This window comes from Bacteroides sp. HMSC067B03, assembly GCF_001811315.1.
GTDB classification, from domain to species: domain Bacteria; phylum Bacteroidota; class Bacteroidia; order Bacteroidales; family Bacteroidaceae; genus Bacteroides; species Bacteroides faecis.
Map to the genome: position 1 here is coordinate 77,223 of NZ_KV804369.1, position 21,062 is coordinate 98,284.

The 21,062-nt window shown below is 36.9% G+C and carries 14 protein-coding genes; 12 read left to right on the plus strand and 2 right to left on the minus strand.

The window, feature by feature from the left end:
- The first annotated feature begins 79 nt into the window (after positions 1-79).
- Together HMPREF2794_RS27850 and HMPREF2794_RS15390 are read left to right on the plus strand one after the other, a co-directional pair.
- Positions 80-313, plus strand: coding sequence for an NVEALA domain-containing protein (locus tag HMPREF2794_RS27850; RefSeq protein ID WP_010538284.1), 234 nt, complete (start codon positions 80-82; stop codon positions 311-313).
- The gene (locus HMPREF2794_RS15390) at positions 276-1,352 is read left to right on the plus strand and encodes a BF3164 family lipoprotein (RefSeq protein WP_139147265.1); all 1,077 of its coding nucleotides are present in this window, start codon (positions 276-278) and stop codon (positions 1,350-1,352) included. The genes HMPREF2794_RS27850 and HMPREF2794_RS15390 overlap by 38 nt, the downstream gene beginning before the upstream one ends.
- Positions 1,353-1,441: 89 nt before the next feature.
- Here the strand turns inward: HMPREF2794_RS15390 and HMPREF2794_RS15395 are convergent, their stop codons facing one another.
- Positions 1,442-3,481 carry a hypothetical protein gene (locus tag HMPREF2794_RS15395; protein ID WP_022300979.1) on the minus strand — a complete coding sequence of 680 codons (2,040 nt, stop codon included), beginning with the start codon at positions 3,479-3,481 and terminating at the stop codon, positions 1,442-1,444.
- A gap of 10 nt (positions 3,482-3,491) precedes the next feature.
- On the minus strand, positions 3,492-4,946 hold the full coding sequence (locus HMPREF2794_RS15400) for a hypothetical protein (RefSeq protein ID WP_139147266.1): 1,455 nt from the start codon (positions 4,944-4,946) through the stop codon (positions 3,492-3,494).
- Positions 4,947-6,204: 1,258 nt separating this feature from the next.
- Between HMPREF2794_RS15400 and HMPREF2794_RS27855 the strand changes: the two genes are divergently transcribed.
- From HMPREF2794_RS27855 to HMPREF2794_RS15450, 10 genes are all read left to right on the plus strand, one after another.
- A complete protein-coding gene (locus HMPREF2794_RS27855) occupies positions 6,205-6,501 on the plus strand; it encodes an NVEALA domain-containing protein (protein WP_022300977.1) in 297 nt (98 codons plus the stop codon).
- Between the two features lie 121 nt (positions 6,502-6,622).
- On the plus strand, positions 6,623-7,798 hold the full coding sequence (locus HMPREF2794_RS15410; RefSeq protein WP_010538236.1) for a 6-bladed beta-propeller: 1,176 nt from the start codon (positions 6,623-6,625) through the stop codon (positions 7,796-7,798).
- On the plus strand, positions 7,795-8,673 hold the full coding sequence (locus HMPREF2794_RS15415; protein WP_010538235.1) for a DUF1573 domain-containing protein: 879 nt from the start codon (positions 7,795-7,797) through the stop codon (positions 8,671-8,673). Before HMPREF2794_RS15410 ends, HMPREF2794_RS15415 begins: the two co-directional genes overlap by 4 nt.
- Positions 8,674-8,689: 16 nt before the next feature.
- Complete coding sequence (locus HMPREF2794_RS15420) at positions 8,690-10,702, plus strand: hypothetical protein (RefSeq protein WP_070751829.1); 2,013 nt, start codon at positions 8,690-8,692, stop codon at positions 10,700-10,702.
- Positions 10,693-12,573, plus strand: coding sequence for a glutaminase domain-containing protein (locus tag HMPREF2794_RS15425; protein ID WP_070751830.1), 1,881 nt, complete (start codon positions 10,693-10,695; stop codon positions 12,571-12,573). Before HMPREF2794_RS15420 ends, HMPREF2794_RS15425 begins: the two co-directional genes overlap by 10 nt.
- Positions 12,566-13,441: a signal peptidase I gene (gene lepB / locus HMPREF2794_RS15430; protein WP_070751831.1), complete on the plus strand. Its 876-nt coding sequence runs from the start codon at positions 12,566-12,568 to the stop codon at positions 13,439-13,441. The genes HMPREF2794_RS15425 and lepB overlap by 8 nt, the downstream gene beginning before the upstream one ends.
- Before the next feature lie 18 nt (positions 13,442-13,459).
- Positions 13,460-15,085, plus strand: coding sequence for an O-antigen ligase family protein (locus HMPREF2794_RS15435; protein ID WP_010538231.1), 1,626 nt, complete (start codon positions 13,460-13,462; stop codon positions 15,083-15,085).
- A gap of 149 nt (positions 15,086-15,234) precedes the next feature.
- Positions 15,235-16,326, plus strand: coding sequence for an efflux RND transporter periplasmic adaptor subunit (locus HMPREF2794_RS15440; protein WP_010538230.1), 1,092 nt, complete (start codon positions 15,235-15,237; stop codon positions 16,324-16,326).
- A gap of 26 nt (positions 16,327-16,352) precedes the next feature.
- Positions 16,353-19,448, plus strand: a complete 3,096-nt coding sequence (locus HMPREF2794_RS15445) for an efflux RND transporter permease subunit (protein WP_070751832.1) — start codon at positions 16,353-16,355, stop codon at positions 19,446-19,448.
- Between the two features lie 8 nt (positions 19,449-19,456).
- Positions 19,457-20,956 (plus strand): TolC family protein, encoded by a 1,500-nt coding sequence (locus HMPREF2794_RS15450; protein ID WP_070751833.1) that lies wholly within the window; start codon positions 19,457-19,459, stop codon positions 20,954-20,956.
- Positions 20,957-21,062: the final 106 nt, after the last annotated feature.

A 21,062-nucleotide genomic window follows, 5' to 3' on the forward strand; every position in this document is an offset into this window, starting at 1 on the left:
GGTCATATCTATTTTTTGCTTATTTTTTGTCTCAGTACTATTTTTGCACTTTTAATTAATCATTTAGTATATAAATAGTATGAAAAAATTGGTTGTTTTTTTGTTTTGTATAGTAGCGATTTTGCTTGTTCAACATTTAGGTTCTGATAAAAATGTGCAAAGTGCTTTGCTTCTCTATAATATAGAAGCTTTAGCTGATGATGAGCATGTTGCTATTACTCAGTGTTTTGGAAAAGGTTCGGTGGATTGTCCTAAATCTCATAGGAAGGTTGAATATGTTTTTGGAGGATATAGTCTTGAGGGGTTATATTAGGCTTTTGCCTCTTTTGCTCCTTATTTCTTGTGGTACGAAGCAGGTGGAATATCCAGATAATGTGTTCTTTTATTCTCAATTTCCACAAGAAAAAGAGTTAAAAGGAGAGATTATAGAGTTGGATTCTATTTTTTTTCGCTATCCATTTCGCGTACGTGTAGAAGGAGATAAGGTCATTGTGATGGATTTGCACGGTATTGATTATTATGCGCATCTGTTTCAATATCCTAGTTTTCGATATTTATCTTCTTTTGGAAGGCGTGGCGATTCACCTGTAGAAATGCTGTCAATAGAAAATATTCGTTTTTACAATCATAATATATGGACATTAGATGCTAATAAAAGAGAATTAATAAGGTTAGGTTTTTCTTCATCCGATGATTTACTACTCCGTGACGAAGTGGTAACATTGGGTGAAGATATTTTAAGACCGCTTGATTTTGCTATATATAATGATACTTCCTTTATTATTCCAGATTATTCAGGTGATAGTCGTTTATGTTGGGTAAACCGTAATGGAATCTCTATGAGCAAGATTGGTACTATTCCATCAGTAAAAAAGAAAGCATTACAAAATGCCCGTCCAGCTTTAGCGCAAGCATGGCGAAGCTTTCTTGATTACAATTCGCATAATAATGTGTTAGCAATGGTAACGCAATTAGGTGAAGTGCTTGAAGTATATAATCTAAAAGATAGTACGTATGTTGTTCGCATTGGTGAAAATGGAGAACCAGAATTTAAAGTAGCTGATGGCTATGGGATACCGACAGGAATTATGGGATTTAGTGATGTGCAAGTTACGGATAGCGCTATTTATACAGTGTTTCACGGTACTTCATTCAAAGATATTGCTCAACAAAGTGGCCGTTTGCCCGATGGAGGAAAGTATATATATGTCTTTGATTTGGATGGTGAACCACGATGTAAATATGTACTTGATCATTATGTGTGTGGTATTTCAGTAAATGAAACAACTAAAATGATCATTGCAACAGATGTAAATAGTGACCAACCTATTATTAAGTATCATTTCAAATGAGGAGGATATATTTCATTGGTTGTGGTAGGTAGAGTTTATTCTTGACAGCTATTAGCTAAAATAAGCTCTACCCATCCACTTTAAGGAGATTACCACCACCTCTGTCTTCCGTTTTCGTAGGTGAATATTCTTTCTTCTTTTCCACTGTTATGGCATTTCAACCATAATAATGCGTTAGCAGGTACTTGTTTATATTCTAAATACCAATTTGCTGCCGTCTGTTTGCCAAGTGATTTCCATCCCTCTTTTTCTGTCCAATAAAATAGTTCATATTGATAACCTGGAATAATGCCATTAGTATTACTACGTGGGATTAGTTCTATATGAGTTAGTTGTTGTGGACTTCCTAGGTCGACTGTTAACTGATTAGTAGACATTGTGTAATATTTATTATATTTTCCGTCTTGTAGCATTTCAAGACTAGGGTTGTTTACCATTCCGTCATACAATTGAATGGGTTTTAATAATGTTGTATCCTTATTTTCATCCAATCCTATGAAAGATAATTCAGCAAGACAACAGTCTTTTTCTTCAGGAGCAATAAAACGTATATAACGATATTTTTTTGGGGTGTTAATAGTGATTTTTTGTCTATAATATGGTATACCATTTATTGCTGTAAGACTATCTGCTTTTTTAAAGTCCTTTTGGTTAGAAGCTTCAAAATATCCGCCTTTTAATTTAACAGCATGTGTTGCAGTATAAGAGTAGTAAGTATATTTGGCTGATAAATAGATATTGTTTTTTTCTGTTTTATCTGTATATATATAGTGTACATCCCCTTTTTCATCCAAATAAAATGGTTTTCCTGCTGCTATCATGTGTCTGTTTTCATATATTGCAGGCAAATACATGATATTTCTTCCCATATTTTGAAAGAGTGCCTCTTTATTCTGTTTGATTTCTGAGCATGCGATTGGTATCCATTCGCCCTGTTCAGATACACATAAGTATCCGACATTATGTTCTTGGGTATCCATTTCTATTCGGACATCCGAACAGATAATATATTCGTCTGTTACATCTTTTATACAGAGAGAGAATTCTGGGACTATTTCTCCTACATTAGCTATTTCCAGTATGTGTTTTCTGTCAGGTTGTACGGACCAAGTATGTCTATATACTTTGGGAATCGTTTTTGAGTATTGAACTTCTATACCTTCGGGGAGATCTCCTTTTTTTATATCAAGTGTTTTGCCTTGTAGAAAGGAAGCACTACCGAATAAAACACTTGTGTTTTTTGAACTATTATCGTTTTCCAATAATTCTTCTTGTTTAATAGTGACAACTTTTACTATACCGTGCTTACCGGTGTAGTTTCCCCAATGGGGTACATAGTCCATAGTAGCAGGGATTCCTATAGAGCGAAGAAGCATGGCTCTGTAACGTACTATATCATAGCACCGTCCCATTTGCATGAGATTAACAGCTGACATGTTCATAGAATATGGATAAAGTGATTCTATCCCCCTTTGCGTGCGCAGTGAGATTGCTTGTCTGCTACTTACCCTATTAATATCAGTAATATTTAAATATTTACCTGCCCTTTTTGAATATTCATTGTAAAATTGCGGTCGCCAGTGCTCTATTTGTTCATTCCCTAAACGATAAGGTAGAATATATTCACAAAAAGTATCAAAGTCAATCCCTTTTGCCCATGGATTTGTTTTCCATGCACGATAGGCAAATTCTACATTTTGTATTAAGAAGTTTGCCGTAACAGTACGACTATCCCACTTTATCTCAGTTTTTTCTTGTCGCTGTGTCTTTTCGCAGATGGAGTCCATGATTGATGAAAATAGATCATAATCGGGATATCTTGTCATTCCTGGATTGGTCTGTTGAGTTAATACAGTATCTATTATATTAAAAGCACGATTCATCGTGTCCATTTGTGGGCTATGGTATGCATAATGAGCATACATATCTTTGATTAGGAAGAACATTGCTTTTTGTTTAAGGCTGTCTTTCTCTTGATTGTAGTAAGATAAAGCTTTTTCCAGTTCACTTTTACGGTCTTCGGCCTGTTCCAGAGTTTGTTGTAACATCTGTTGGTATGAATCAGTGCAGGAGGTGGTATTCATGCCGTAGATCAGTATGCAGATTATATTCAATATATATTTTCTCATGATTTTTTTCTTATTTTTTATAAATACGTATACCATAGTCATCAATGAGTGGAGGGAAACTAAGCCAAGATTCAAAAGAGTGCTTTCCATCCGACTCATAGTGTACAATATATTTGCCAGGGGCTAATATTGTGTCATATTTTTCAACTCCAATAATTTGTACAGGAATATTGTTTGTCATGGCAGGTTTCCAAATTATCTCTTGTGATTGTTCCTTTATTATCCAGCATTTGTCGGCAAAAACAATAGAATCATTTGTACTTTTATCTTTGGCTATGTATTTACATCGCTGATTTGAATGAAAAATTGTAATATTGGATTCTTCATTGAGTATAAAATATCGTGAAGCATTCATTCTGTCGGATACATAGTTGATAGCTGTTAATGGAGATACTTTTAAATAATCACAGGGAAGCGAATGAGGGAACAATGTATCATAAACTTCTTTTAGTTTTTGGTATTCATTATGGTTGTTTATTCTGCTTGCTAGTCTGATATGCGATTGTAATTCTTTTATATATAATGCTATGTATGGTGATTTTCTTTTCTCTTTTAGCTGTAAACAAAGTTTTTCTTTAGACTGATTGAAGTCTATTTTACAATAATTTGGTTCAAAGGTGTTCTTCAATATATCCAATGCAATAGGAGATAGTAGTAAATCTGGATTTCCGTTAGAATCAAAAGGAGATAATCCTTCTTTATTAGGATATATGATAGCGATAGTTTTTCTTAAATCGATGAATTTAATGCATAGAAGTGTCTGGCTTTCGTCAGACATAGAACTCCACAGTACTACATGCTTGTTTAGCCTAAATGTATACCAGCCTGCCAATTGGTATATGTTTTCTACATACCATGTAGGAAAAAGGTTGGGAATATCTTTACCTATCGGCATGTATTCTGTAATATTCTGCTCGTCAAAATACGAAGAAATGTATTTAGTCGTAGTCAATATGTTTTTTGTATTCCATGAATGCTTCTCTTCTATCTTTAATGTGTTTTTATAAAAATCGTTATAAGCTTCGGGGAATTGCCTATGAATCAAATGTTTCATATAAAATGATATGTTTTCATTATATAGAGGGAGTATTGAAGGCTGGTTCTCGGGAATACGTATAATATCTTTTACCAAGAGTTTTTCTTTATTTATACTTCGTATAGACATGTAACAACGTAAAAGTGAATCTTCATTTATATGTTCATTTCTTATTTCTTTTGTTAGAATTAGTGGTAGAGATAAAGTTTCTATCCATTTCTCTCCAAGATTAGTTGTTTCATTAAAATTATTTTTAGTTAGAGTTGTATTGTCATCTGTTATAAAATAGTTGTATTTTTTGATTCCATATTCTTTCAATAGTGCTTCTATGTGATCGGTCGATGGAGAACGGTTGGAACATGCGGTACATGTAACGATATAGATATATATTAGCATAAATAGTATCAAAGATAGAATTTGTTTTTTCATAATATGATAATTAATAGTAAAATAATTGCTGCAAATGTAGTGGATCTTGATATAAATATGCATGGATTATTATGCAATATATATGGAAAAACTGGTATGCTTCTAGTTGGTCCGAAATGGTCAGATTTTGTCTTTGGGAATATTCTTATCATTGCTTATTTTTGTATATATAATTAATTGAGTGAATACGCTACTCTGCTAATGTGCTATGTGGAAGTCTATTTTTTAAGAATTAGAAACTATTCAGCCAAAATATTAATTGATTATCAGTAATTTGAACAATATATCTTGCTGGCAAATGTGTAACAATGCGTATGCTTTCTTTTGTATTGCTTGTAATTCGTTTAATTTGCTGCATTTTACTGCTAAAATATATGAAATTTGAGCAAAATTACAGAATATTAGATTGAATAGTTGCGATTGTGTCTTTGGAAACGAACGACTCATCTATATTTCATAGAGGTACTAATAGTGAAACAAATATCAATAATAAAAGTTCTACAAGAAATAAATAGCACTCCCATTCATTCTTATATATTGTATGAAAACATTACATTTTATGCGGAACAAAAGATGATAGAAGTAGATGGTGTAAGAAAGAAAATTCCAACTTAGCCTAGTCATTTATTATGGCTCTTTTTAAAAGAAAAGGAAAACGGATACATTTTAAAGGATAATTATAATATGGTAAATTTGTGACCGGATAAAACAGGTACAACATACCGAATTCATAAAACGATAGGGCGTTTACGTCTTTTACTTCAGGAAATGGACAAATCAATAGATATTATAAGAGGGAACGAAACTTATCAATCGTTTCTCTGAAGGAGTCTTGAGTAAATAATGAATACCCCAAAATGGCGATGAAATGGGGAATTTAGAGTTGGTCCGAAATGGTCAGCTCTTTTTTTTGGCAACTCATACCTTGTTTTTTACCTTTGCTTCCATAATTAATCTATTAAACAAAAAATAATATGAAAAAGATAGCTGTGTATGTAGAGGCTTTAGCTACGGATGTAAATAATGATCAGCCAATAGTTAAGTTCTATTATGGTTAGGGATGAGATAATTAATTTGATTAAAAAGGAGCAAGATGATGAATTGCTAAATCTTGCCGGATTATCGAACATCATCTGCTCCTTAAACTCCACAAAAAAAGGAGGTGAGGCAAAGGTAAGAATAATATGATTTTTAGCAAATAAGTTTTTGCTATTGTTTTAGAAATGTGAGTCTTAATTTATAAAGTAAAATGTTTATTATGAAAAAGAAATTAGTAGCTGTAATCTCATTGTTTGTTATTATTTTAATTGGAGGATATACAGTTTATTCTTCACAGAATAATGTGAAGTTGTCTGATCTGGTCTTAGCTAATGTGGAAGCGTTAGCTGAATATGAATCTCCTGATGTTGAAATTACTTGTAATGGGACAAAAAATACTCCTCCTGGTAGATGCTGGCATCAGTATGCTGATTGTGATTTGGGGTGGTTTCATCATCCTGAAGATTGCAGATTTTCTGGTAGTATGAGTGATACTTGTCTTACTCCTTGCGAGTAGAAGTATAGATTTTGTGAGACTGACTAGAAAGAAGAGCTTTTGATAATTATACTTTTTACTTTTGTCTGTAAATCAGAATTGTTGGACTTTCTAGTTAGTTCCTATGTAAAAATATGATACAATGAAAAAAATAAGTGTAATAATCTTGGCAATTGTTATTGTTGCGTGTGCTTCAAGTAATAAAAACGTACTAGACGGAGTTGAAATAGTACCCGTAGATGTGCATAAAGCTTCTAAAGATGCTTCATCTTTTTTAGAAAAAATAGAGATTGTCCCTCTAGAGACCAACGACTCATCTATCTTTCATAAATGTAATAAAATCATTTATAATAAAAGTATGGATATGTATGCTCTTTATACTAGTGATCAAATTGTTTTTACTTTTTCTGGTAATGGAAAATACATTGATAATTCGAAGAGAATGAATGGTCAGGGTCCTAAAGAATACAATATGGTATTAGACATTAATTTTAATCCTTATTTAAAAGGGATTGATATGCTCAATCCATATGGAACAGTATATACTTATAGTCCGACATTTGGACTTTTATCTAAGAGACAATTTAAACCAGAGTTTCCTGTAGATTATCTGATGGCTCTAGATTCAGATAATTATATTTTCAATCATCCTTTTGTATGGACAAATCAAGAAGTATCGTTTATTGACTTAAAAACGCAGCAATCAGTCAATGCTAATTATGAAGGAACTATTTCTGGAAACACAATGAGTAATGATTGTTTTTATCGTATAGGTGAGCATTTTTATTTTGTACCGTTTGGAGTAAATTATTATTTTTATCAAATAGATGCGAAAGAAAAGAAACTTACCCCGATTATATATCTTGATATGGGAGATGCTGAAGTCAAGGCTGATGGTTTACCTGGACGGGCAGTAGGAAAGAGAAATAGTTCTGATGAAGAAAAAAGAGAAATTACAAAAGAGGCTACAGAGAGATATTTATTTTTGAAATATTCTTCACAGAATCTTTTGCCGGTACTTAAATTTTTCAACAATGATTATGTGTATGTTTATTTAACAACGACCGATAGAGGATACGGAAGTCATTTTATTTATAACAGAAAAATAAAAGAAGGTTTTCTAGTAAAAGATGGCAAGCCTTTCATAATGTATCCTTGTTTTGGGATAGTTGATAATGTATTACTTTCTATTTGTCAGCCTGATAGGATATCTGAAGTTGTAGTTCGTAAATTAATGGCACCTGACGAAATACAAAAGATGGAGCAATTGACAGAAGATGATAATCCTGTAATAGTAAAATATTATTTAAAAAAATGATACGTTTAATAAGTTTGTTGTTTGTAACTATATTACTAACTTCATGCAAGGAGTCGAGGGTAGATAAAATAACACGTTTAGTTAATGAGTGGAGTGGAAAGACGATTCGATTTCCTGATAATATGTGCCTAACGTCTTATGCTAATGATACAGTTATAATGAAATATGAAAGAGAAAAACTCCCTTATACTATATTGAATTATGTGGATACAATTGGTTGTATGAGCTGTAAGTTGCAATTACCAAGATGGAAAGAGATGTTAGAAGAAATAGATTCTGTTTACCCCAATAAGGTGAACTGTTTAATGGTATTCTATCCAAAGGGGAAAAGAAAGTTTATTAAACATTTAAGAGATAACCATTTTGATCGCTTTGTGTTTATAGATGAAATGGATTCTTTAAACAGAATGAATAACTTCTTACATGAAGAGCATTTATGTACATTTCTTCTCGATAAAAATGATAAAATTATAGCAATTGGAAATCCAATACTTAACTATAATGTAAAGAAAATGTATTTAGATATTATTTCGGGAAAAACGGTATTATCATCTTATGATAAGCAGCTTTTAACTGATGTATCCATATCAAAAACAAAAATAGACTTAGGTACTTTTTCTTGGAATGATGCACAAGAAGTCGAGATACAGATTTCTAATGTGGGGAAAAATACATTAGTGATGAATGATGTGATAACTTCTTGTGGTTGTATTTCGGTAGAATATTCTAAGGAACCGATTCAGTCTAATAAGGTTTTAAGTATGAAAATAAAATATAAAGCTGAACATCCTGAACATTTTGATAAGACAATCACTATATATTGTAATATAAAGGATGCACCGCTTCGATTGAAGATAAGTGGAAATGCTGAATAAATAGTATTGAAGAGATATGGCCAAATTTTGGAAATATATTCAACATGTTGTTATAGTAGTATTGATTATAGAACTAGGATGCTTTATTGTAGGCAAAGTGTTTTCCAAGGAAGAGTCTATATCTTCTTTGGAACTTGCTTTGCGTATAGCAAAAGGTAATCGCACAGAACTTGAGAAAGTACTTTATTATTATCAGCAGGATGCTACTGATAGCCTGAAATATAAGGCTGCATGTTTTTTGATAGAAAATATGCCATATCACTCCTATACACATGGAGAACAATTGGAAAAATACAAAAAGTATTATGCGTGGCTGAAGGATAGTCATGGAAAAACTCCTGAAGAAGTAGCGGACTCTGTGAAAAAAACATTTGGTCCAATTGGACAGTTAGATAAAAAATATGATTTGCTGGAAGTCGATTCAGCTTATTTGTGCAATAATATTGAGTGGGCTTTTAAAGTTTGGCGTGAACAACCGTGGGGAAAGAATATATCTTTCGAAATGTTTTGTGAGTATTTGTTGCCTTATCGTATTGATGATGAGGTATTAGCCTATTGGCGTGAAATGTATTATGATAAATATAATCAGCTGTTGGATTCATTAAAGACGTCTGATTCGTTAGATATGGAAGATCCGGTAGTAGCTGCAAATTACTTAATAAATACATTACCTGATAAGTGGCATTATTATACTTCAACTACTCCTTACTCTTTCGGGTATATCGGACCTGAATATGTACAATGCCTGTCAGGAACCTGTCGGGAAGTGACTGATTTTACTGTATATTTATTTCGAGCCTTGGGAATTCCTTGTACAATTGATTTTGTTCCTGTACGTAGCTATGTTAATGCCGGGCATTTTTGGTTGGTAGCCTGGGATAAAACAGGTGAAGCATATATGGCTAATTTCCCGGAGAATCTGGGAATGGTTCGCAAAAACTGGTGGTATCGTTGGGATGATAGTCCAAAAGTGTATCGATATACTTTTGATATAAACAAAGAATTATATGAGCAAATGGCGAAATATAATGAAAAGGTATATCCATTTTGGAGTTTACCGAAATTTAGGGATGTTACTTATGAATATGCTTATTCTTTTGAAAAAGAATTAGTCATTCCATTGGAAAAACTTTATAGGAATAAGAGTAGTGGGAGAATAGCTTATCTATGTGTTACTAATAGAAATAACTGGATACCGATTGATTGGACTGAATACGATGCGGGACATCTGGTTTTCCGAAATGTACGAAAAGGTACGCTAATGAGGGTGGCTACTTATGAGAATGGTACTTTGAACTTTTTGACTGATCCTTTTTATGTGGATAAGCAGAAGAATGAACAGCATTATTTCTCTGTCGAAGGAGATACACAAGATGTGGTATTGTATGCTAAATGTAATATAGATGGAGAAAATATATTTCGTGATCGAATGATAGGGGGTGTTTTTGAAGGCAGTAATCAATCGAATTTTGCAATAAGGGATACTTTATTTATCATACAAAGTAAGCCTGATCGTTTGAATACGACAGTAAGAAGTTCGACAAATAAAGAATATCGTTATATCAGATATGTAGGTCCTCCCGGAGGATTATGTAATGTGGCTGAAGTCGCATTTTATGAAAAAAATGATTCTGCAGCCTTGTTTGGAAAAATAATAGGGACTCTCGGATGCTATCAGCATGATGGAACGCATGAATATACAAATGTGTTTGATGGAAAAACGTGGACTTCTTTTGATTATTTCAAATTTACCGGAGGATGGGCAGGACTTGATTTGGGTAGGAAGGTGCAGATAGACCGTATTGTCTATACTCCCCGCAACAGGGATAATTATATTCGTCCTGGTGATATCTACGAGTTGTATTATTGTGACCGATACTGGAAATCCGCCGGAAGAATCAAGGCTACAGTTGATTCATTAGTATATAGAGGAATTCCTCGAAATGCACTTTTGTTCTTACGTAATCATACGCGTGGCGTAGATGAAAGAGTTTTTGTTTATGAAAAGGGAGAGCAACTATGGAAATAAGACTTACAATTAAACTTGTTATATTGTGGAAAACAATCATTTTATTAGGAATAATTGTCTTGCTATCTGCTTGTTTCCATTCGGAGAAGGAGGCTGTACCTTCTATTGGTATTGTTCCTGATGAACATATGTTGCTGGCTATTACTCCTGATTTCTCTATAAAAATGGCGGGAGATGCATTGAATAAACATTATCTGCGATTGAAGTCTGGAAAGCTATTTCCAGTGATAGGAATTTTACGGATAGATGGTAGGACTTATCGTTTTATGGGAGGAGATTCTTTACGTATATCTCCTATAGCTCCTCTTGCAAATGACAGTGTCGGATGGTCGGGGAAATATTCTTATTTGTTTCCTGGAAAAGGGTGGGAGCAAAAGGAATATGATGATTCTTTTTGGAAAGAAGGAAATGGTGCTTTTGGACCTGTAAAAGGTAATTCAAATATTTGTACCGCATGGGGAGCGGAAAATATATATGTCCGCAGGCATATTAAGATTGACAATAAAGATACTTTAGAAGGGCATAAAATTTATGTCTGTTATATTTGCGATGATCAGATAAAACTTTTTTGGAATGGAGATTTTTTCTCTGAAAAAGGAATAACATATCAAACACAATGTGAACGTTTAACAGATGAAGCTATTGCTCATATTTGTAATGGAACAAATGTTTTGGCAGCTTATGGACGTAACACAGGAGGCCCCGCATTGTTGGATTTTGGTCTGTATATTGAAAATAAAACTTACAGTGAAGCAGATACGGTCCTATTGAAACAAATAGATATACAAGCTACTCAAACTCACTATGTATTTCAATGCGGGGATGTAGAACTTCAGATTGATTTTGTTTCACCTTCTTTGTCGGAGATGTGGAATATGACAGGGTGGCCTGTCGGTTTCCTTTCCTATCAAGTTCGTGCAGAAGATAAAAAGGAGCATACGGTAGAAATTTTGTTCGATGTGGATATGGAATGGATGTTTGGCAAGAGGAAGATTGACAGTTGGGTTGAACAAGAGTGGCGGTTTGTCAAGTCTGATAGTTTATATTTAGGTATGACGGCGGATGAAACAACGTTTTCATGCGATGATAGTCATGTTGTTTTGTCTCAAAAACTGTGTGCAGAAAATGGAAATAAAGGCATATTGTTAATAGGATGTGGAGAAGGACAGAGGATACAATATGTTGGTGAGCGTTTACAACCTCTTTGGAATAGCAATAGAACTGGAGAGGTTAAAGAATTAATGATGGCTGTTGGAAACAAGTATCAGAAACTAAGGGAAGAATGTGATAAATTGGATAAACTGTGGAATAATAAGGCATTTCAAGTGAGTGATAAGACATTTGCTGAACAGATTCTTCCTTCTTACCGTAATTTTATATCTTCCCATAGGTTTGTGTTATCTTCGGATCATAAGTCATTCTGTTTTGGAGATACTTTGGGTAATGTCAGAGAAATATATAAGAATTTTCCTGTCTTGTTATTTTTTAATCGTGTTGATTGGATGAAAAGTTTATTAAATCCGATATTCGAATATTGTGAAGATGAGCGTTGGAAAAGGAAATATCCACCTTATGATATAGGCTTATATCCGGTTGCAAGTAAACAAGTAAAAACAGATAATTGTGCAGAGGAAGCTGCTGCTAATATGTTAATGATGATGTTAGCCATTGTAGAGGCAGAACAAAATTTCAGTTATGCTGAATTGCATTGGGAACACTTGTGTTTATGGGCAAATTATCTGAAAGAGAGGATGGCAGAAAATGCTTCTCCTTCTATTGAATTATTGGATGGAAATGACGAACACGTAAAGTGTGTACTGGGATTGATGGCTTATCGTAAATTGATTCAACTAAAAGATGCGTATGAGTAGGGTGAAGAAAATTCTAGCGATAATAGAGAATTTACTATTCTTACTATTCTGTATTATAGTAATTCTATTTTTGATACAGCTATTCTGTTTTACCTCGTTTAAAATTCCATCGGATTCTATGGAACCTGCATTAAAAGATGGAGATAGAATATTAGTTAATAAAATGATAAAGGGGGCCAGATTATTTAACGTGTTCGCTGCTTTGGATAACAAAGACGTTACTATTTTCCGGATACCGGGGTTAGGTAGTTTTAAGAGAAATGATGTACTGGTTTTTAATTTCCCTTATCAGATGAATCGGTGGGATAGCATCCGGATGAACGTAATGCAGTATTATGTGAAGCGTTGTATAGCTTTGCCTGGGGATACATTGGAAATCAGAGGAGGATTTTATAAAGTGTGTGGATGTCACGAACAGTTGGGAAATTATAAAGCTCAGCAATATCTTGCCAAACTACAGCAACCGGAAAAACAAGGAATCGTAGTGGGAACATTTCCTTATGATGGAAGCTTAGGGTGGAATATTCGGGAGTTCGGACCATTACCTATCCCGCAAAAAGAGCAGATAGTAGTAATGAACCGTACTAATTATTTATTATACAGGCAGTTGATTGCTTGGGAGCAAAAGAAAAAAATACACTTAAAAGAAGAGCAGGTATTTATGGGAGATAGTCTTATTCATCAGTATTGCTTTAAAAAGAACTATTATTTTGTATCGGGGGACAATATGGCTAATTCGCAAGATTCCAGATATTGGGGAATGTTGCCGGAAGAATATATTGTAGGCAAAGCTACCCGTATTTGGAATTCAAAAGAAAAGTATACTGATCAGGTACGTTGGGAGCGGATTTTAATGAAGATCAAATAAAATAGGAGATAACAGAAAATGTTATTACAGAATAAATATAACGTTCATTTATTGATGCTGTTCGGAGTCATTGCGATTTTGAGCGTGGTAACTGTTTCGTCTTATACTATTGCGGTCGGAGATATGGCTTATCAGAAGCTATATTTGGGGCGTATGGCTATTGTGTTTGTAATATGTAGTCTTATTTCTTTATGTTTAGACAAAAGAGGAGGAAATACATTTTATTTATCAGTCGTTTGGTCTCTTATTCTATTAGGTGGAGTTGAGGCTGTTTGGGGATTATGGCAGATATACGGTTTAGCTGTTTCCAATCATTCATTATATGCGCTTACAGGCTCCTTTTACAATCCGGGACCTTATTCTGGATATTTAGCGATGGTATTTCCGATTTGTTTGAGTGAATGGTTGAATTTGAGAAAAGTAGAGAAACATACTTGGGTAGAGCGGGGTAAATATTATATGGCCTTAGGAGTATTGTTGTTAATTCTTTGTGTTTTACCGGCAGGTATGAGCCGTTCGGCATGGATAGCCGTTGCGGTTTCTGGAATATGGGTATATGGTATACACTGTTCATGGGGAACTCGTTTAAGAAAGATAGGTAAGAGGTATAAGAAAAGGGTATTTCTGGCTATGATAACAGCAGGAATAGTGCTGATAATAATTAGTTATGCTCTTTTTCAATTAAAAGTAGGTTCGGCTAATGGCCGTCTGTTAATTTGGAAAGTGAGCGCTATGACTGTTGCGGAAAAGCCATTTTTAGGACATGGTATTGGAAACTTTGCATCGGCTTATGGAATGGCTCAGGAAAATTATTTTGCTAGAACAGAGTTTACAGCTACAGAGGAACAGGTAGCCGGAAGTCCTGAATATGCTTTTAATGAATATCTGCAAATAGCTGTAGAATATGGAGTTTTATTTCTATTGGTTGTGTTGTTGATCATTAGCTTTTGCCTTTGGAAAGGGATAACTGAAAAAAAAATAAGTGCGTGTGCAGGTTTGATTTCTGTTTTAGTTTTTGCATTTTCGTCTTATCCGATGCAAATACCCGGATTTGCGATAGCATTTTATTTTTTGCTGGCTGCTTGTGTGGTAGGAAAGTCACGAATACATATTTATCTTTTTACTGTAATGATTGCTCTGTTGGGAAGTTACTATTGGAAATATAATCAGTATAATGCCTGTGAAGAATGGCTTAGATGTAAAATGTATTATAATATAGGTGCATTTCGTTTAGCCAAAGAGGGGTATGAGAAAATTTATCCGGAATTGAATGACCGGGGAGATTTTTTGTTTGAGTATGGTCATTCTTTACATAAGTTGAAAGAATATGATCATTCTACGGAAGTTCTGAAAGAAGCAATGATGCATAGTTGTGATCCTATGATTCTGAATATAATAGGAAAGAATTATCAGGCTACAGGAGAATATGAGAAAGCCGAAGAATATTTCATACGATCTACTCATCGGCTTCCGGGACGGATTTATCCGTATTACTTGTTAGCGAAACTTTATGTGGAACCGGAATATCGACATCTGGAGAAATTAAAACAGGCGGTTCAGATTGTATTGACGAAGGAACCGAAAGTGCAATCTACTGCAATAAAGGAGATGAGAGAAGAAGTGAAGAAACTTATAAAGAAATAATTTGATAATGATAATGTTTTCTAAATATCAGAATTTGATTTTGTGGAGTGATTTACTGTTTTCGCAGTATTATTTAAATAATCATCCTGTATCTCTTTTTATTTAGAAAGAAATATGTATTTTTGAGTGTGTAACTAACAAAATAAAAAATGAACAAACACAAGTTAGCATGGATCTGTCTGTCTTCTGCATTGATTATGATGACAGCTTGTAGCGGCAAGAAAAATATGGAGGATGAATCGGAAAAGGGTGTTTCCACCGTTCTTCCTATGTCTAAAAATGAGGTGACTGTAGAAATACTGAAAAGAAAGGCATTTAATCACGAACTAATGAGTAACGGCAAGATCAGTGCCCGTGGCAAAGCCGATCTACGCTTTGAAACCAGTGAAGTCATCGCCCATATCTATGTGAAGAATGGCGATCGTGTACAGAAAGGGCAGAAGCTGGCTGATTTGGATAAATTCCGTCTGGAGCAGAAATTGTCTCAGTCTGAAGATGCTTTATTGAAAGCCGAACTGGAATTGAAAGACGTACTGATCGGACAGGGGTATTCTCCTGACGATTTTAATAAAGTTCCTGTCGAAACGATGAAAATAGCCAAAGTAAAAAGTGGTTATGAGCAATCTAAATCCCAATATGAACTGGCGAAAAGAGAGATGGAACATGCTACATTGATTGCTCCTTTTGACGGCGTGGTAGCCAATTTATTTTCAAAGCCCTATAATCCGGCAAATACTTCTGAAGCATTCTGTACTATTATTGATTCCAAAGGAATGGAAGCTGATTTCACGGTGCTGGAAAATGAACTTGCTTTTATCAAGGTAGGAGATAAAGTGGTAATTACTCCTTATGCCGGTGGGGGAGCATTTGAAGGAAGTGTCTCTGAGATTAATCCGTTGGTGGATGCCAATGGTATGGTGAAAGTCAAGGCTGCGGTAAATGCGGGAGGAAAGCTGTTTAGCGGTATGAATGTAAAGGTAAGTGTCCGCCGTTCATTGGGAGAGCAATTGGTTATTCCCAAAACAGCCGTCGTATTGCGTTCCGGCAAACAAGTGGTATTTACCCTGAAAGAGGGCAAGGCTATGTGGAATTATGTAAATACAGGATTGGAGAATGCAACGGAGTGTGTGGTCTCCGATAGGTCGCAGAAAGGTATTGAGGATGGTCTGCTGGAAGGAGATACGGTTATCGTCACCGGAAACTTGAATTTGGCGCATGAAGCGGAAGTTGATGTAAAATGAATAATTAAGAATTAAATAATGAATCTATGATAAAATTCTTAATACAGCGTCCTATTGCCGTATTGATGGCCTTTACCGCCTGTTTCATTATCGGGGTAGTGACGTACTCTACGCTGCCTATATCGCTGCTTCCCGATATCGCTATTCCTGAAATTACGGTACAGGTATCTTCTGCCAATACCTCTGCCCGGGAATTGGAAAATACGATTGTCAAACCTTTGAGGGGGCAATTGATTCAAGTTTCTACCCTGAAGGATATTCATAGTGAGTCGCGGGACGGAGCGGGCATTATCCGTCTGTCTTTTGAGTATGGTACGAATACGGACCTTGCCTTTATCGAGGTGAATGAGAAGATAGATGCCGCCATGAATTTTCTTCCGAAAGAGGCGGAACGTCCGAAGGTTATCAAAGCGAGTGCAACGGATATTCCCGTATTCTATCTGAATCTGACATTGAAGAATGACAGTGCATACGGTGACACAGAACAACAGTCCTTTCTGGAGTTGTGCGAATTTGCCGAATCCGTCATCAAGCGCAGGATAGAGCAGCTAGAGGAAGTCGCCATGGTAGATGTGACCGGAATTTTGCAACGGCAGGTGCAGATTGTACCCGACAAGGATAAACTTGCTGTGATGGGACTTTCGATTGGAGATGTCGAATCGGCTTTGTCCTCTAATAATGTGGAACCGGGTAGCATGACTGTGCGCGACGGGTATTATGAATATAATATAAAGTTCTCAACACTGCTGCGGACAGCAGAAGATGTAGAAAATATCTATCTGCGTAAGGGCGACCGCATTGTACAGTTAAAAGAGTTCTGTAAAGTAAGCGTTGTGCCCGCAAAGGAAAAAGGGGTGTCTCTGTCCAATGGCAAACGTGCCGTGAGTCTTGCCGTTATCAAACAATCGGATGAGAATATAGATAAGATGAAGCGGGCGCTGGTAGGCACCATGACTTACTTCCAGTCAGTATATCCGGGGATTGATTTCAGCATCAGCCGCAACCAGACGGAACTGCTGGACTATACGATCTCTAATCTCAGACAGAATCTCTCTCTGGGCTTCCTTTTTATCTGTCTGGTAGCGGTCCTGTTTCTGGGGGATGTAAAGTCTCCGCTAGTCATCGGACTTAGTATGGTGGTGTCCATCGTTATCAGCTTTGTGTTTTTCTACCTTTGCCATATGTCACTGAATATCATATCGCTTGCCGGATTGATTTTGGCATTGGGAATGATGATTGACAGTTCGATTATTGTGACCGAGAATATATCGCAATACCGCGAACGGGGATATTCATTGCGCCGTGCCTGCGTGACGGGAACCAGTGAAGTGGTAACGCCTATGTTGAGTTCATCTCTGACTACTATTGCCGTATTTGCCCCGCTGATTTTTATGAGTGGTATTGCAGGAGCTATCTTCTACGATCAGGCTTTCTCTGTCACTGTAGGGCTGATGGTGTCTTATCTGACCGGAATCATGCTGCTTCCCGTGCTTTATCTGCTGGTCTACCGGGCAGGTGTCCGTACCTGGAAATGGAAATGGCTTTCCTTCAAATTTAATAATCCGATCAAGGATCATACCCTGGACCGTTTCTATGATGCAGGTGTCGACTGGGTGTTTCGACATAAGGTATTCAGTGTATTGTTCTGTGCTATCTCCATTCCACTTTGCGTATTCTTCTTTTTCTTTATAGACAAAGAGCGGATGCCCGATATCGAAGAGAATGAACTGATCGCACGGATAGAGTGGAATGAAAACATCCATGTGGATGAGAACAAACGACGGGTGGGTGAACTTTTCAAGGAACTGAAAGAAGATGTATTGGAACAAACGGCTTCCATCGGCAGACAGGACTTTATCCTGAACCGGGAAAGGGAGCTGTCTTCTTCCGAAGCGGAACTTTATTTCCGTACAAAAACTTCTGAAGAAATAGCCCCTTTGGAACAGGCAGTATACCGGAAATTGAAGGAGCGTTATCCGCTGTCTGTCATTTCTTTCTCTCCGCCGGAAACGGTATTTGAGAAACTTTTTGTGACGGGAGAACCGGATATGGTGGCGGAGTTCTACACCCGTAATAAAGCGGAGGCTCCCAAAGCTGAAACCATACGGAATGTGGAACTAGAATTGGGGCGGAAAACCGGAATCAATCCGACAGGTATCGCTTTCGATAACCAGTTGAATCTGAGTATCAGCAAAGAGAAGCTCTTGCTCTACCGTGTTTCCTACAGCGAACTGTATCGGGTATTGAAGACTGCTTTTCGGGGAAACAGCGTGACTATGCTGCATTCTTATCAGCAATATTTGCCGATCAACATAGCGGGTGATGAAAAGACTGTGAATGAGGTATTGCAGGAGACACTGGTACAAACGCAGCCGGACAATACCGGAAATATAGAATATATCCCGCTTCGGGAATTGATTAATGTTGCCCCCTCGGAAGACCTGAAGAGTATTACTTCCGGACGTAACGGTGAATATGTCCCGTTCGACTTTTACGGTGTGCGGAATGCGGATAGGTTGATGCGTGAAGTGAAACAGGTGGCGGATGAGACAGGGGATTGGGATACGGGCTTTTCCGGCAGCTTCTTCTCCAACAAAGAGATGTTGGATGAGCTGGTTGTGATTCTGATGATCTCATTACTGCTGATGTATTTCATTCTTGCTGCACAGTTTGAGAGTTTCCTTCAACCGTTGCTGGTATTGGCGGAGATTCCGATTGACGTGGCATTTGCCTTACTCTTGCTATGGATTTGCGGGCACACGCTGAATCTGATGTCTGCCATCGGCTTGATTGTAACCTGTGGTATCGTAATCAATGACTCCATCCTGAAACTGGATGCGATCAATGAACTGCGTAAGGCAGGCGTTCCTTTGCTGGAAGCTATTCATGAAGCTGGGCGTAGACGCCTGCGCCCGATTATCATGACTTCGCTGACTACTATTTTTGCGATGGTGCCATTACTGTTTTCTTCGGATATGGGATCGGAACTGCAAAAGCCGCTGTCTATCGCCATGATAGGTACGATGTCTATCGGTACAGCTGTCAGCCTCTTCATCATACCGCTGCTTTATTGGTTTATCTACCGGGGAAAAAGCGGAAATAACACACAAAATGAAAAATAAGTTGAATTATGAAGAAATCATCTGTTCTTTTGGTCTTGATGACTGTATTAGGGATATATTTCTCTTCGGCATATGCTCAGAAATGTCTGGTGCTGGATTTGAATCAGACTATCGCTTTAGCCAATGACAGTTCGCTGGAGTCATTCCGTACACAGAATATGTATCTGTCCGGCTATTGGGAATACCGGACGTATCGTGCAAACCGTCTGCCGAGTCTGACAATGGATCTTACCCCGGCACAATATAACCGGGACATTACGAAACGTTATGATTCGGGACAGGATCTGGATGTATATCGTACACAACAGTCATACTATGCTTATGGCGGGTTGAGTGTACGGCAAAATCTCGACCTGACCGGAGGTACATTTTATCTGGAATCAAACCTTGCCTATATGCGTAATTTCGGAGATAATAGTGCGACACAGTTGACTAGTGTCCCGATACGAATCGGTTATTCGCAGAGTCTGGTTGGTTATAATCCTTTCAAATGGGACCGGAAGATTGAGCCGCTGAAATATGAACGTGTGAAGAAGGAATTCCTTTATAATGTAGAGAAGGTTTCGGAGACGGCAACGAGTTATTTCTTTTCTCTGGCGATGGCGCAGGCGGAATATAAACTGGCAAAAGAGAATCTCGCTTCTACCGATACCTTATATCGCATTGGGCAACAACGGCATCGGATCGCTGCCATTTCACAGGCAGATCTGCTCACTTTAAAACTGGACAAGGTGAACGCACAGAATACATTGCAGAATCGGGCGAGTGACTTGAAACGGGCAATGTTTTCGTTGGCATCTTTTCTGAATCTGGACAAGAACACGCAGATTGAACTGGAACTTCCTGCACGACCGAGTATGATGGAGATTCCGGTAGATGAGGCTTTGAGATGGGGAAGGAGCAATAATCCGCAGTTATTGGAGTTAAAGCAGAATGTGCTGGAAGCGGAACGGAGTGTGGACAAGACTAAAAAGGAATCCCGTTTCAATGCCAGTGTGAATGCCAGTATCGGCTTCAATCAGGTGGCGGATAATTTCGGAGATGTGTATCACAAACCGATGCAACAGGACTTGGTAGCGGTCAGCGTATCGATCCCGCTGGTGGATTGGGGCGTTCGTAAAGGCAAGTATAATATGGCCCGGAATAATCTGAATGTGGTGAAGATTTCGGCACGGCAGGACGAGATAAGTATTGAGGAGGAGGTGATCATGACGGTGAGTGACTTTAATATCCAGCAGCAGTTGATTGCCAGTGCGGAAGAAGCGCTGGATCTGGCGATACTCGCCTACAATGAGACCAGACAACGTTTTATTATCGGTAAGGCGGATATTAATAGTCTGACGCTTTCGCTCAACAGGCAGCAGGAGGCGCAGCGTAATTATATTTCTGCTTTGCAGAACTACTGGCTGAATTATTATAAAATACGCCGTCTTACTTTATTTGATTTTGCTACGAAGCTTTCTCTTTCGGATCGTTTCGACTTTAATGGAGGAAGACTGATAAAATAACAGTGAGGACTCGATGTCAGATTTTGATTGATAAATCAGTGCTAACTGAAATTGAGACTGACTCAAAGGTCGATAGCATCTCAAATCTCCTCCTTCGGGAAGGAGG

Excerpts from the sequence above, each read along its gene's own strand:
- HMPREF2794_RS27850 (WP_010538284.1), top strand. The coding sequence starts at position 80 with ATGAAAAAATTGGTTGTTTTTTTGTTTTGTATAGTAGCGATTTTGCTT.
- HMPREF2794_RS15390 (WP_139147265.1), top strand. The coding sequence starts at position 276 with ATGTTTTTGGAGGATATAGTCTTGAGGGGTTATATTAGGCTTTTGCCT.
- HMPREF2794_RS15395 (WP_022300979.1), bottom strand. The coding sequence starts at position 3,481 with ATGAGAAAATATATATTGAATATAATCTGCATACTGATCTACGGCATG.
- HMPREF2794_RS15400 (WP_139147266.1), bottom strand. The coding sequence starts at position 4,946 with ATGAAAAAACAAATTCTATCTTTGATACTATTTATGCTAATATATATC.
- HMPREF2794_RS27855 (WP_022300977.1), top strand. The coding sequence starts at position 6,205 with ATGAAAAAGAAATTAGTAGCTGTAATCTCATTGTTTGTTATTATTTTA.
- HMPREF2794_RS15410 (WP_010538236.1), top strand. The coding sequence starts at position 6,623 with ATGAAAAAAATAAGTGTAATAATCTTGGCAATTGTTATTGTTGCGTGT.
- HMPREF2794_RS15415 (WP_010538235.1), top strand. The coding sequence starts at position 7,795 with ATGATACGTTTAATAAGTTTGTTGTTTGTAACTATATTACTAACTTCA.
- HMPREF2794_RS15420 (WP_070751829.1), top strand. The coding sequence starts at position 8,690 with ATGGCCAAATTTTGGAAATATATTCAACATGTTGTTATAGTAGTATTG.
- HMPREF2794_RS15425 (WP_070751830.1), top strand. The coding sequence starts at position 10,693 with ATGGAAATAAGACTTACAATTAAACTTGTTATATTGTGGAAAACAATC.
- lepB (WP_070751831.1), top strand. The coding sequence starts at position 12,566 with ATGAGTAGGGTGAAGAAAATTCTAGCGATAATAGAGAATTTACTATTC.
- HMPREF2794_RS15435 (WP_010538231.1), top strand. The coding sequence starts at position 13,460 with ATGTTATTACAGAATAAATATAACGTTCATTTATTGATGCTGTTCGGA.
- HMPREF2794_RS15440 (WP_010538230.1), top strand. The coding sequence starts at position 15,235 with ATGAACAAACACAAGTTAGCATGGATCTGTCTGTCTTCTGCATTGATT.
- HMPREF2794_RS15445 (WP_070751832.1), top strand. The coding sequence starts at position 16,353 with ATGATAAAATTCTTAATACAGCGTCCTATTGCCGTATTGATGGCCTTT.
- HMPREF2794_RS15450 (WP_070751833.1), top strand. The coding sequence starts at position 19,457 with ATGAAGAAATCATCTGTTCTTTTGGTCTTGATGACTGTATTAGGGATA.